A 13,272-nucleotide genomic window follows, 5' to 3' on the forward strand; every position below is an offset into this window, starting at 1 on the left:
CAATGCTAAGTTTGCGTCAACGCGAACAACGGCAGGCATGGGTGCTGTTAGCACCCATGTTGTTGGTGATGTTGTTGCTCACCGCATGGCCGCTGTTGCGCACTATCTGGCTGAGTTTCACCGATGCCGCCTTGATTGGCAGCGGTGAAGCGCCGGGCTGGATTGGATTTGAAAACTATCTGTTTGCGATCACCGATGCGGATTTTCGCAGTTCGCTATGGCGCACGCTCTACTTCACCGTGGTGTCCGTAGCGATTGAGGGTGTGATTGGCGTGTTGGTGGCGCTGTTGCTCAATCAAAAATTTGCGGGTCGCAATGTGCTGCGCGTGCTGGTGATTTTACCGTGGGCGCTGCCGACCATCGTCAACGCCATGATGTGGCGCCTGAACTTCAATCCAGATTACGGCAGCATCAACGCTCTGCTCACGCAGCTGGGCATCATTGATGGCTATCGCAGCTGGCTCGGTTCGCCAGATTCCGCGCTTAACGCGGTGATGTTTGCCGATATCTGGAAAAACTATCCGCTGGTGACCTTGCTGGTGCTGGCGGCGTTACAGTCGATTCCCAACGATCTGTTTGAGGCCGCACGGCTGGACGGCGCATCGGCATGGCGCCGTTTCCGCGCCATCACCTTTCCGGCCATTGTCGGCCCGCTCAGCGTGGCATTAGTTTTACGCACCATCGACGCCTTCAAGATCTTCGACATCATCTATGTGATGACGCGCGGTGGCCCAGTCGATAGCACCAAAACCCTGAGTTTCTACGTTTATCAGGAGTCGTTTAGCTATCTACGCGCCGGCAGCGGTGCGGCTTACGCGATGTTGATGACATTACTGTGCGCGGTGCTGATCACCTTGTACATGCTGTTACTGTGGCGGCAGCGCCGCAAAGGGAGCGCTCATGAAGGTTAAATTGCGCCATGTCGGAAAATACGCTGCCGCGCTGCTGGTGGCATTTTCGGTGTTAGCGCCGATGGGCTGGCTGTTTTTGATGAGCGTCAGCGCCGCCAGCGATCTCACCCGCGTGCCGCTGGAGTGGCTGCCGCGCCAGTGGGATTTCACCCGCTACGGCAAGCTGCTGTCGCTGGAGCCCGGACAACCGGGTGTGCTGTTCCTGCATGCGCTCGGCAACAGTCTGTTGGTGGCAACCGGCGCGACCATTATCTGTCTGTTACTGGCGGTTCCGGCAGCGTTCAGCTTCTCGCGCTATCGCGGGCGCGACGGCTGGCTGTTCGCTTCACTCGCTATCTATATGGTGCCGCCGGTGGCGTTCGTGCTGCCGCTGTACTTCCTGTTGCAACAGTTTGATCTACTCAACACGCGGCCCGGATTGATCATCGTTTACTGCTCGCTGATTTTGCCGTTCCTCACCTGGATGCTGAAAAACCAGTTCGATACGCTGCCGCAGGATATTGAACAGGCGGCAAGGCTCGATGGCCTGCGCGTCTGGCAAGTGCTGCTGCGCATTACGCTGCCGCTGGCGAAGCCGGTATTGGGTGCCGCCGCGTTATTTGGCTGGCTGCTGGCGTGGGACGAGTTTTTCTATGCGCTGCTGTTTACCAGCAATATCGCTGCACAAACCTTGCCGGTCACCATTGCCGGATTTACCGCCGGACGCGCCACCGATGATGGCTTGATCGCTGCCGTTGGCATTCTGGCTTCTGTTCCACCGCTGTTTATTGCCATCTGGCTGCAAAAGACGCTGGTTAGCGGCCTTGCCAGTGGCGGGAGTAAAGGATGATGGATCATAAACTCACCGCCACGCTGTACGTGGTGGGGAACATTAATGTCGATTTGATCATGGGCACGCTGGATAGCTGGCCGCAGCGCGGCACCGAGGTGATGCTGAACCACAGCGAACTGCGCCCGGGCGGATCGGCGGGCAACTGCGCGCTGGCGCTGGAAGCGATGCAGGTGCGCCATCGCGCCGTCGCTAATCAGGGTAATGATGGCCTGAGCACCTGGCTGGCGAGTCATTTTCCGCACAGCGCCGCGCACTGGACGCGCTATAGCTGCGAAACCTCGCTTACCGTTGGCGTAACGCATTCCGATCACGAGCGCTCCTTCCTGAGTAATCTTGGCCATATCGTCAAGCTTACCGCGCAGGATGTGCTGGATCAGCTGCCGGCAAACGCGGCTGACGGCGATATCGTGCTGCTGTGCGGCACCTTTTTGTGTTTGCAACTGTATGCCGACTATCCGGCGCTGCTTACTGAGCTACAACAGCGCGGTTTTATTATCGCCGTTGATACCGGTTGGCCGCCGCAGGGCTGGAGCGACGAGGTACGTCAGCAGATCGCGCAATGGCTGCCGCTGTGCGACTGGCTGCTGCTCAATGAAGTGGAAACGTTAGGATTGGCCGCGAATGTCGATTTGCCCGCCAGCGCGCAAACCCTGGCGCAACAACTGAGCGGACGCGGCGGCTGCGTGGTGAAATGCGGCCCGCAGGGTGCGCGCTGCTGGCAGGCTGAACAGGCGGTGAGCCAGCCTGCGCGGGCGGTGACGGTGGTGGATACCATCGGCGCGGGCGACAGTTTTAACGCTGGATTCCTCACCGCCCTGCTGCATCAGCAAGATCTCACCACCGCTTTGCAATGGGGTATTTCGGTGGCGTCACTGGCTATCAGCACTTTGCCGCGTCGTTATCCCGACTGGCATCAACTGCAACTTTCCCAGGAGTTTTAAATTATGGCCAGTGTTGAACTCGTAAAAGTGGCCAAACGCTACGCAAAACAGTCGGTGCTGCACCCGCTCGACCTCACCATTCCAGACGGCAGCTTCACCGTGTTGGTCGGCCCATCCGGCTGCGGGAAATCGACGTTGCTGCGTCTGCTGGCTGGGCTGGAAAGCCTGTCGGATGGCGCGATTCTGATGGACAACGTGCAGATCAACGACCGCGATCCGGCCGATCGCGATATCGCGATGGTGTTTCAGAGCTATGCGCTCTACCCGCACTTAACCGTGGCGGAAAATCTGGCGTTTCATATGCAGGTGAAGAAGGTGAAGCGCGAAGATCAGCAGAGCAAAATTGAGCGCATCGCCGGGATTCTCGGCATCGACAAGCTGCTGCAACGCTATCCGCGCGCGCTGTCGGGCGGACAGCGTCAGCGTGTAGCGATGGGCCGCGCGATGGTGCGCAATCCCAAAGTGTTCCTTTTTGATGAACCGCTTTCGAACCTTGATGCCCAGTTACGTATGGAACTGCGCGCCGAGATCAAGTCGCTGCATCAGCGTTTCAAAACCACCATGGTTTATGTGACGCACGATCAGGTCGAGGCAATGACGCTGGCCGATCAAATCGTGGTGATGAAGGAGGGGCGCATTGTGCAACAAGGCGCACCACTGGCGATTTACGATCGTCCGGCGGATACCTTTGTCGCGCGCTTTATCGGCTCGCCGCCGATGAATTTGTTAGCGGCGCAGTTGAACACCCGCGATGGCGTGCCTGGCGTGCAGTGTCAGGATCTGTGGCAGCCGCTGCCCGCTCGCTGGCAAGCGGCGGCGCGCGAGCGTGAAGGTGCGGCGGTGACGCTCGGCGTGCGCCCGCACGATCTGCTGGAAGCCAATAGCAACGCAGCGGCGCGGGTGAACGTGGTGGAGATCACCGGTGAATCCACCTTGTTGCATCTTGAATGGCACGGTCAGCCGTTGCATATGCAGATCGCCGGCCGCCACGCGGCGGTAAGCGGCGAAAGTATTATGTTGGGCTTTAACGCTGAGAAAATTCATCTGTTTGATGCGGAGACGGGGCTAAGGCTGGGTGAGTCACTTTAAGTCGGTGTTAAGGTCAGATTAAGCCTTCCCGATGGCAGATAGGCAGATCGTAGTAGCCGGCGCAGCGCGTTTCTGATGGCTGCGCCAGCTAAGTCTTAGCGGCGAGTGGAGAGCGTTTGCAACACGTTCAGCTCGGCCACGGCTTCCTGCATCGCATCCATCCCAGCCGTCAACATGCGCAGGCTATCCAACTGTTTCGCCATATCTTCACGCTCATCACGGGAGCGATGACTCATCGCGGCAATCGTATCGGCAGCGTGAATACTGCGATCTGCCATGTCCGTGGCCGTTTGTACCGTATTGGTGGCAACCTCGCGAATGCGTGAAATAGTGCTAACGGCATCGTTGATATTGCTCGCCGTGGCTTCCGCCTGTTCTTTGGAGGAGTGAGCCAGACGGCGCACTTCGCCCGCCACCACGGCGAACCCTCTGCCCGCCTCGCCAGCGCGCGCGGCTTCAACCGCCGCATTGAGCGACAGGATATTGGTTTGAAAAGCAATATTGCTGATGCCATGCGTAATGACGTTGATGCCGTTTGATATGTCTTCCAGCTCGTCCAGCCTTGCGCCTAAGCGACTTTGCGCCTGCTGGCTCTGTTTGGCGATATCGCTGATGGTACGGATGGTGCTCTCCGCCATCGTTAGCGCCTCGCTCTGTCGCTGTGTTGCGGCCTCCAGCACCGGCAACGCTTGTACAATAGGCGCTAACTCCTGCTGATAAGATACCACGCGCGCCAGCACGCCCGACTGCACTCGGTTCAGCGCCTCCCAGCGGCGCAAAGCGCGCTGAGCGTAATGCGCGGCATAGCTGGCATACTCCACCGGAAATTGCGCCATCGCATTCACGGCGTGATTGAAGAATACCAACGCAGAGAGCGTCTGGTTGATCGGCACCCCAAGAATTTCGCCAAAGCTGGAGAATCCAGCGGCGGGAATTCCATTAAAGAAATGCGCATCGTGAAGTTGATCGGCATTGCCTGCGCGGCGCAGTATACAGTCGTTCATCAGGATCGCTGCCGGTTTGCCATGACGTCGGGTAAACGCCTGCCAGTCACCGAGCGTGGCCTGTTTAAAATCGGTTTCACGCATTAAATAGAGCCGATCGCCAAACTCCAGGTCACAAAAAAACTGTACGCTTCCGCTCTCCATTTTTGCTACAGAGCGAATAAAAAACGCTTCTCCCACCTTAACGGCAAACGTCAGACCTTTCAGCCGCGCGCTAATCTGCTGTTCATCACAGTCAAGATACTCGGCCAGTGCCTGCGTGAACGGCTGCTGCTGCCCCTGCTGATTAAATACCGAGGTCAATGTACGCTTAATCGGATCGGCTTCCGCAATCAGCCAGCTTTTATTTAATGGCTCAAAGTTTTGGCTCTTAAAGGGAGCAAAGGATTTACCCGCCGCCATTCGGCAGAAAACGATCACGGCTTTTCCTTGCAGCACGCGACCACCCACGCCAATCCATGTACCGTCAAAGGTGACTCGTCCGCCAGCAGAGCCGCCAATCGCCAGGCAAGGAAAACGGCCGCTTTTGTACCAGGCCTGCATCATAAACCCTTCCGATGCCGACAATCCGTCACAATAAATCATGGCGAAAGTGCGGTCAGCAGAGAGCGGCATGCGCAGCTTCAGTGCGGCAAGCTCATCATGAATGGCGTTAATACGATCGGTCGCCGTGTGGGTGTCATGAAGATGCAGGTCAACAATATGCGTTTCATGTTCCGCAATCAGGTTTCGAGGCAACCACAGCCAGCTCCCCTCCTGGCCATCCCCTTTGCAGTAAGTGGTCCTCTTGCCACTGGTACTGAGCGCACCGTTCGAGGAAAGCGTTATGACGGTCAGATCTGCCGATGTAAAACGTTGCCATGCCTGACTGACTTTCTGGAAATCAGCCTCTGGCGGCACAAACGTCAGCAAAATGCCCGCAGCACGTTGGCTGAGACCTGCTGCTGAGAGCGATGTCGGCAGGCTGCCACAGTTAAAGATCCCATCAGCGGGTTGAGACGCCCCGGCAAAACGGGAACCGATCAAACTTCTGCCCATTGTCTTGATGACAGACATATTATTATTTCCAAAGTCATTAAAAGGAATGAATGTGCTGGTGTGGTAAAAAAGAGGGCTAAAAGCAGGTCCGTTCGCAATCAGTACTCATGAATCCTACTCAGCATCAAAGATGAGCTGAGCATGCGTTATCGACTCACACGGCCATAGCTTCAACAATTACTGTGATTGATATCGCCGATACACGGCTGCCAGACAACGCAACGAGCGATCAGGAGAAAGGCATGACGATGCATTAGCCGAGGAGTGGTTCAATCAGCGTGTTGCCTCCCGCGATTGAACTCACCACCACAAGTGGATCCAGGGCGTGAGCCTTTAGGTTTACAATTGAGTTAAGCCGGCGTGAGGAGTTGGCTTTAAAGACTGTGAGAAAAGTCAGGCTTATAAATTATTTATCGCATACGCTGTAATCGCGCCATGCGCCTTTGCATCTTCGTGTTGCATGGCAATGTCGACGTCACAATGTTGCTTCTCTAAGGATTCGATATGACCCCCTTTCACCAACTTACGGCCAACAGTTTGCATGGCCAGCGCATATCTATGGCGGACTACGCTGGCAAGGTGGTTCTGGTGGTGAATACCGCCAGCCATTGTGGATTCACGCCACAGTATGCAGGCCTCGAAACGCTCTACAGGAAATACGCCGACCAGGGTCTGGTGGTGCTTGGGTTTCCCTGCAACCAGTTCGGTAGACAGGAACCTGGCGGCGTCGATGAGATCGCACAAACCTGCCACATCCACTACGGAGTGAGCTTCCCGATGTTCGAGAAAGTGGAGGTCAATGGCGCGGCTACACACCCGGTATTTCGTTACCTAAAAGACGCATTGCCTGGCTTGTTGGGTCGTCGCATCAAATGGAACTTCACTAAGTTTCTCATTGGACGCAACGGTAAACCGCTCAAACGTTTTGCACCGATTTCTACGCCAGAGAAAATGGAAGCCACAATTCTTGCTGCACTTGAAAGCAAAGCGTTCCTTTGATGCGAATCATTAACCTCAAGAGAGGTTCAGAGAACGTAATTATATCCGTGTGAGGTGACTATCCGCTCGCGCTCAACGCGGCCCGTCGACGCCTCTCTGCGTAAAAACCAGCTTCCCGAGGGATGTTTTCCGTTTTCTAATCGGATCCCCTACACTACCTCCCGCAGATCACAACCTGTAAGCAATAATCCTGTACGGATAGTTGTCGGGTTTTTAGTCTCGTGAGTGCGAACCCTTGCCACAATGTTTATCGGTGACTGTTAATAAGAAGGAAGTATGATGCTTGTGCCCAATTGGCGTTTTACACAAACCCTATACCCAACGTCATTCCAGGTATGAGTCGTCCGCTGTTTGTTTCTCTGGATGGCCCCAAGGGAGTGGGTAAAACCACACTGTTGGAAGCCATTACGAAAGTACTCAGGGCAGATAACAAGAAGGTGATCCGACTGTGCGAGAAAAAAAGCGATCCCTTCAGAGGAGAAACAATGGCCCTTGTGAACAGACTCGCCAGACATCCCGCGCTGGATTTGGAATTCGACGTCTGTGAGCGCTTTGCTGAAAGCCGTGCATGGATTTCCCAACATGTGCTGACTAAACAACCACCGGGCAGCATCATCTTGATGGATCGTTGGTATCCGTCGGAAGCCGCGTTTCGCCGCAGCGTTCCATTTGCAGAGATTTTACAGCTTAACCTTGAGCGAAATGTGCGAATACCCGACCTGCATGTTGGGGTTGTCACAGCACCTGACATTTCATGGGCAAGGGCCGCGGCCAGAACGCGTGGACTAAGTAGTACTGTGATTCATAAGCTGGATGAGCATGTCGCTTGTACCCAGGCGTTCGAGCGAGAAGTTGCCGAGCACGGCTGGGTTTTATGCCGGAATGAAGGAAAGATCGAAGACGCAACAATGCAGGTTATTTCTGAAATCTACAACTTGCCTGGCTGCCCGATAGACATCGAGGTTGCTGGCAAATCTTCTGCTCTGCTGTAGCTAGCTCGAACTGCTTGAAGGCTATCAAGTGCTTTAGGGGTATTGCATAAGAAGGAAGGTGCATCCTGTCGCAGGAGTCAGTGCGCAGTCAGAAAGATTTTTTTTAATTACTGAAAACGGTAACATAGGCACCCTACCACCATCCTTGCCGCAGCTTCTCTTGCCTCACTTTCAATGCGGCCATTTCATATTTATGGGTAATTTTATGCTGTCCCTGAAAGCGATAAACAGAAATAAAAACATTCTATTGAGAAAAATAAAAAAAACAGCACTGTTGTGTCTTATCCGAACTCTGCGAAGCCGACAAACTTTTGAACCTGATAATGCACGTAATATATTGCTGCTTCGCCTCGACGATAAAATTGGCGACATGGTTGTGACGACCGGTACGGCATTTATGCTGGCAGAAAAAGGGTACAGAGTATCCGTGCTCACCGGTCCGGTGTGCGGGCAATTGCTGCAGAACTGCGACTATTTTGATCAGGTTATACCGTACAAAAATCGTATGTCACTTGATCAGCTTTGCGCTCAGAACTTCGATGTTGTCATCGATTTTGACGATGTCGAGGATTTTGAACGTCTTAAATTGGCGTGGCGCATGAGACGCAGCCACCATGTCGGTTTTAATAAAAAACTCCCCGGCATTTATCATCCTTCCATCCCTTATCTTGATGCCGAGCAGCATATCACTGAGCGCCATAAGCGCGTGCTGGCACTGTTTAATATTCACAACACTGCATTTCATTATCAGCTCGGGCACTGTATTACAGAACATAATAAAGTGACCAATGCCCTGCAGATGATAAAAAGCGACATTGTCGTTTCCATTAATCCATTCTCTGGTGGTCCGGATAAAGATTTCTCTGAAGAACAGGTCATCTCGCTCATCCACTTTATTCATTCGATTAATGCAAAAATAAAAGTGGTGGTCATCGGGCAGAACAGCAAAGTCGGTCAATTCAGTGCGAATGGCGCCCTCATTGTGCCGGAAAGTACCATCAATACCGCAATAGAAATTGTCCGCCTATCCGATGTTGTGGTGAGTACGGATACTTCCATCGTCCATATTGCTAACGCACTTAATCGCCCGCTGGTGGCGCTTTATAATAAGCGCAAGCTCAAAGATACCGGCTTGCCTGGGTATAAAATCTGGGGGCCTAATTATCCTCAGGGAAATCAAATTGTGGTTGAAAATGACCACATCAGCGATTATTCAATCAGCACCATTTTCCCGGCGGTTGAGAATGCCATCCGGGCGGCGGGTGTGTTGAAGCGCTAATTAACTCGCTTCAACTTTTCACGCGCTATCCCGAACGGCAGAGTTTTCATGATTACTGCTCTGTGTTTTTCTCAGACTGATTCAGTGACGCGCGGCGTAATCATTTCATGCGATCGCAGTGTGATACGAACCGGGGCAGATTTGTATGACGGCGTGCCGCTCTCCTTGTCATAGTAATCAAGAGGGATCAAAACGTTAGCTTCAGGATAGTAGGCCCCGATCGATCCCGGTGAAATGGCATAGCGGATCACCGTCATGGATTCCAGCCGCATGCGGTATCCCGGCACCGCAGATTCCAGATCCACAACATCTCCGTGCTCAAGACCGAGACGCTCAAGATCAGCGTCACACATAAACAGTACGTCACGGCGGCCAAACACGCCGCGGTAGCGATCGTCCATGGCATAAATTGTCGTGTTGTACTGATCGTGACTGCGCAGCGTAATCAGACGTAGCACGTCCTCGCCTTGCACAGTCAAGTCCTCATGCGTGCCCTGATAAATTGAAAACATCGCTTTACCGGTTGGGGTCGGCCAGATGCGTTCCCGTGGCGGCAGCGGCATCTGAAAGCCGCCGGGAACGCGAATACGGGCGTTGTAGTCCTCGAATCCGGGTATGGTTTTTTCGATCAGGTCGCGGATGAGATCGTAATCGGCTACCAGTTCATACCAGGGAACCCGCGTATCCGGCAGAGCCGCCTTGGCCATCCCGGCGATAATCGCGGGTTCAGAACGCAGCATCGGCGACGCAGGCTTCAGCTTACCGGAAGAGGCGTGCACCATAGACATGGAGTCTTCCACAGTGACCGACTGACGGATGCCAGACTGCTCATCCAGCTCGGTGCGACCGAGGCACGGTAGCAAAAGCGTCTCTTTCCCAGTCAGAAGATGCGTACGGTTCAGCTTGGTGGCGATGTGGACGCTGAGCTCAAGTTCACGCATCGCCGGGAAACTCACCTCTGAATCGGGCAGCGCCACGGCAAAGTTTCCCCCCAGGCAAATAAGCGCCTTCGCCCGCTTTTCCACCATCGCTTTCATCGCCTGCACCGCATCGTGACCATGCTGCGACGGTGGCGTAAACCCGAACACGTTTTCGAGCTTGCTGAGAAAATCGGATGAGGGTTTCTCAGTGATTCCCACGGTGCGATTACCCTGCACGTTGGAGTGACCACGCAGCGGACACACGCCAGCGCCGGGCTTACCCATGTTGCCTCGCATCAGCAGCAGATTGACCAACAGTCGCACGTTGTCCGTACCGCGGTTGTGCTGTGTGATGCCCATACCATAGGTCAGGATAGTGGCGTTCGATTTGACGTAAGCCTGTGCAACACGCGTGAGATCTGCCTGCTTCAGGCCCGAGTCCTGCTCAATCGATGCCCAGGACGTGGCTTCAATGTCGGCCGCAAAATGCTCGAATCCCTCCGTGTGCTCGCGGATAAACGCATGATCCAGCGCCGCGCCGGTTTCAGCCTCAATCGCCAGCACCGCTTTGGCGATGCCCTTAAGCGCAGCCGAATCGCCACCGGCGCGGACTAAGTAATAGGTTGAGGCTATGTCGGTTGAGCTGTTTGTTGCCATCTCCATGACATTCTGCGGATCGGCAAAGCGCTCAAGCGCGCGTTCGCGCAGCGGGTTGAACACGATAATGGGAACGTCACGGCGCGCCAACTCATGCAGCGTGCCCATCATGCAGCGTGCCCATCATGCGCGGATGGTTGGTACCTGGATTGTGACCCATTGAGAGGATCAGTTCTGCGCTGTCGAAGTCATCCAGTGACACCGTGCCTTTGCCGATCCCGATCGACTGAGGCAGGCCTACGCTTGTAGCTTCGTGACACATATTTGAACAGTCAGGGAAATTGTTGGTTCCGTACTCCCGGGCAAACAGCTGGAACAGATAGGCCGCTTCGTTTGACGCCCGACCGGAGGTATAAAACTCGACGTCGTCCGGCTGTAACGTGGACAGCTTGTGGGCGATGCGCGTGAAGGCCTCTTCCCAGCTGACTTCGGTAAAAGTGTCGCTTGCGGCATCATAGCGCAACGGCGTGGTCAACCTGCCGTACCCTTCCAGCTCATAGTCGGTCCGTTGCAGCAGCGAGGTCACGGTGTTTTCGCCAAGAAATGCCGGTGTGACGCGTTTGGTGGTGGCTTCCCATGTGACCGCTTTAGCGCCATTTTCACAGAACTGGAAGGTCGAGCCATGATCCTTATCTGGCCAGGCGCAGCCGGGGCAGTCAAAACCTTCGGGCTGATTGGTGCGCATCAGCGTGGACGGCGCTTTAAAGGTATCCATCTGATTTTTAACTGCGATTGCGGTCGCCTTGAGGGCACCCCAACCGCCTGCCGGGCCGTCATAGGGGTGCACGCCTGGAACCGTGCGATGATTTTTTTTGCTCATAACCAATCCGGCTAACGTTCATGAATGTTATGGCGTGGCGGCATCTGTGGATAGGGCTGAACGAATAAGACGATGCTCACAAATGGCGCCTGAGCCTGAGTATCCCTTCATCTAATGATGATTTGATTAAATTGAAAGTAGCAAAGAAAAGCAGGCGCCATACGCTGGTTAGCAATTGGTTACTTATTTTCCTTCATCGCGTTAATGAATGTCAGGCAGCCGCGCCGGGATGATTTAACGTCAAGCGCTTTGACGTTAAATCAGAGTTACCCTTCCGCTGTTACTGACTGAAATGTACGGCGATTGAGGCTGGTAAATATCACCAGCAGCGTCATCATCATCAGCTCAACGCCGAGCGTGCCAGTGATCGCCATAAGATGATTGCCATGTTGATAGATTTGAGTAAACACGCCGCCCAGCAGCATCGGGCCTAAGCCCAGCGCCGATTGCTGGACGGTGGAAAGCACCGCGCTGCCCGCGCCCGCCTGATGATGTGGTACGCCACTCATGCCAATCCGATAAAAGGTGCTGACAATAAAGGACTGACCAAAGCCAATCAGCACCGTGGCGGGAATCAGCGTGATAATCCCCACCTGTGGCCAGGCAAATTGCAGCGTGGCAATCAGCACCAGCAAACCCACCATCTGGATGCCGCAGCCCATCAGCAAGGTCGCGCGCTTACCTAAACGCTCGACGATGCGCGTAGATTGCATCGCCCCGATAAAATAGGCCACGCCCAGCGCGATAAATGCATTGCCCGACTGAAACGCCGTCAGCCCTAAACCGGCCTGCAGCGTCAGCGCTACCGAGAACATAAAGCCGCTCCAGCAGGAGAAGAACAGCACCGCCAGCGTCAGACCAAAACGCACGCTCGGCAGACGCAGCAGTGAAGGCGGTAACAAGGGTGCGCCGTGCGCGGCTTCCAGTCGCAGTGAACTCTGGCGCAGACGATGCAGAAACAGTGGGAACAGCACCAGCAGCAAGATGCACGGCCACGACCAGTGCAGCAGCGGGCCGAGCGCCAGGGCCAGCATCAGGCAACCAATCGCCCCCGCCAGCAGTAACGTACCGCTGACATCCACCGGCACGCGTTGGGTGTTCTGCGTTTCAGGTATAAAACGGCGCGCGGTGATCAGCACGAACAGGCAAATGGGGAGGTTAATCAGGAACACGCTGCGCCAGCCGTATCCGCCGATGTCGGCTTTGATCAGAAAACCACCCAGCACCTGACCAATGATAAACGCCAGTCCGCCAATACCGCCGTAAAGCCCAATGGCACGCGCATGCGCTCTGCCCTTCAACGTGATGTGCAGCGTAGCGAGGATTTGCGGCACGATAAAGGCCGCGCCCACGCCTTGCAGCGCGCGGGCAAACATCAACAGGCCGACGCTATTGGCAATACCACATAATAAAGAGGCAATACCGAAGATCCCTACGCCGGCGAGGAACACGCGGCGGCGCCCGTAATTATCACCAAGCCGCCCGCCCATCGCCAGACAGATCGCAAACGCGATGCCATACACGGCAACGATCAGCGCCAATTCAATCGCCGTGGCCTGCAGCGTGTGGGCCATCGCGTCTAACGCTACGTTAACGATAGAAAAATCAATCATGGGCAGCAGTTGCCCGGCAAGCAGGACCATCAATCCTGTGCGTTGAAGTTGCGATGTCTGCATCGGTTTTACCTTGTTTTTGCGGTCAGTACGGCATAGCATCGCCTAACCGTTAAACGGGTACCAGTTCTTGATTATCATGGTATAAATACTACCCGTCTTGTCGAAGGATCTGCT

Annotated in this window: 9 protein-coding genes and 1 pseudogene; 7 read left to right on the forward strand and 3 right to left on the reverse strand. The window is 54.8% G+C overall.

Translation table 11 applies throughout. The features are described from left to right. Window positions 1-2: 2 nt before the first annotated feature. Genes AC6I8K_RS21960 through AC6I8K_RS21975 form a run of 4 tightly spaced genes read left to right on the forward strand, consistent with a single transcriptional unit; the run spans window position 3 to window position 3,773 of the window. Window positions 3-911 carry a carbohydrate ABC transporter permease gene (locus tag AC6I8K_RS21960; protein WP_497827593.1) on the forward strand — a complete coding sequence of 303 codons (909 nt, stop codon included), beginning with the start codon at window positions 3-5 and terminating at the stop codon, window positions 909-911. Beyond that, window positions 901-1,740 (forward strand): carbohydrate ABC transporter permease, encoded by an 840-nt coding sequence (locus AC6I8K_RS21965; RefSeq protein WP_497827594.1) that lies wholly within the window; start codon window positions 901-903, stop codon window positions 1,738-1,740. Before AC6I8K_RS21960 ends, AC6I8K_RS21965 begins: the two co-directional genes overlap by 11 nt. Continuing rightward, window positions 1,740-2,684, forward strand: a complete 945-nt coding sequence (locus tag AC6I8K_RS21970; RefSeq protein WP_497827675.1) for a carbohydrate kinase family protein — start codon at window positions 1,740-1,742, stop codon at window positions 2,682-2,684. Before AC6I8K_RS21965 ends, AC6I8K_RS21970 begins: the two co-directional genes overlap by 1 nt. 3 nt (window positions 2,685-2,687) lie before the next feature. Continuing rightward, entirely contained in the window at window positions 2,688-3,773 is a 1,086-nt protein-coding gene (locus AC6I8K_RS21975) for an ABC transporter ATP-binding protein (protein WP_497827595.1), read from the forward strand. 95 nt (window positions 3,774-3,868) lie between these two features. Here the strand turns inward: AC6I8K_RS21975 and AC6I8K_RS21980 are convergent, their stop codons facing one another. After that, entirely contained in the window at window positions 3,869-5,833 is a 1,965-nt protein-coding gene (locus AC6I8K_RS21980) for a methyl-accepting chemotaxis protein (RefSeq protein ID WP_497827596.1), read from the reverse strand. Window positions 5,834-6,319: 486 nt separating this feature from the next. Here AC6I8K_RS21980 and AC6I8K_RS21985 point away from each other — a divergent pair, with 486 nt between their 5' ends. The 3 genes from AC6I8K_RS21985 (at window position 6,320) to AC6I8K_RS21995 (ending at window position 9,085) form a co-directional block, all read left to right on the forward strand. Then, the gene (locus AC6I8K_RS21985; protein ID WP_064739806.1) at window positions 6,320-6,814 is read left to right on the forward strand and encodes a glutathione peroxidase; all 495 of its coding nucleotides are present in this window, start codon (window positions 6,320-6,322) and stop codon (window positions 6,812-6,814) included. Between the two features lie 335 nt (window positions 6,815-7,149). After that, window positions 7,150-7,806 (forward strand): dTMP kinase, encoded by a 657-nt coding sequence (locus AC6I8K_RS21990; RefSeq protein WP_497827597.1) that lies wholly within the window; start codon window positions 7,150-7,152, stop codon window positions 7,804-7,806. Between the two features lie 58 nt (window positions 7,807-7,864). Beyond that, window positions 7,865-9,085 (forward strand): glycosyltransferase family 9 protein, encoded by a 1,221-nt coding sequence (locus tag AC6I8K_RS21995; protein ID WP_497827598.1) that lies wholly within the window; start codon window positions 7,865-7,867, stop codon window positions 9,083-9,085. Window positions 9,086-9,156: 71 nt separating this feature from the next. Here AC6I8K_RS21995 and AC6I8K_RS22000 read toward each other — a convergent pair. Both AC6I8K_RS22000 and AC6I8K_RS22005 read right to left on the reverse strand, forming a co-directional pair. Further along, window positions 9,157-11,482: pseudogene (locus AC6I8K_RS22000) on the reverse strand (FdhF/YdeP family oxidoreductase). Window positions 11,483-11,748: 266 nt separating this feature from the next. Next, window positions 11,749-13,158, reverse strand: a complete 1,410-nt coding sequence (locus AC6I8K_RS22005) for an MFS transporter (protein WP_497827599.1) — start codon at window positions 13,156-13,158, stop codon at window positions 11,749-11,751. Between the last annotated feature and the right edge of the window lie 114 nt (window positions 13,159-13,272).

The sequence above is a fragment of the Pantoea sp. X-Soil-ISGK-421 genome (genome assembly GCF_059730785.1).

Coding starts and splice junctions, on each gene's coding strand:
- AC6I8K_RS21960 (WP_497827593.1), top strand. CDS start 3: ATGCTAAGTTTGCGTCAACGCGAACAACGGCAGGCATGGGTGCTGTTA.
- AC6I8K_RS21965 (WP_497827594.1), top strand. CDS start 901: ATGAAGGTTAAATTGCGCCATGTCGGAAAATACGCTGCCGCGCTGCTG.
- AC6I8K_RS21990 (WP_497827597.1), top strand. CDS start 7,150: ATGAGTCGTCCGCTGTTTGTTTCTCTGGATGGCCCCAAGGGAGTGGGT.
- AC6I8K_RS21970 (WP_497827675.1), top strand. CDS start 1,740: ATGGATCATAAACTCACCGCCACGCTGTACGTGGTGGGGAACATTAAT.
- AC6I8K_RS21975 (WP_497827595.1), top strand. CDS start 2,688: ATGGCCAGTGTTGAACTCGTAAAAGTGGCCAAACGCTACGCAAAACAG.
- AC6I8K_RS21980 (WP_497827596.1), bottom strand. CDS start 5,833: ATGTCTGTCATCAAGACAATGGGCAGAAGTTTGATCGGTTCCCGTTTT.
- AC6I8K_RS22005 (WP_497827599.1), bottom strand. CDS start 13,158: ATGCAGACATCGCAACTTCAACGCACAGGATTGATGGTCCTGCTTGCC.
- AC6I8K_RS21985 (WP_064739806.1), top strand. CDS start 6,320: ATGACCCCCTTTCACCAACTTACGGCCAACAGTTTGCATGGCCAGCGC.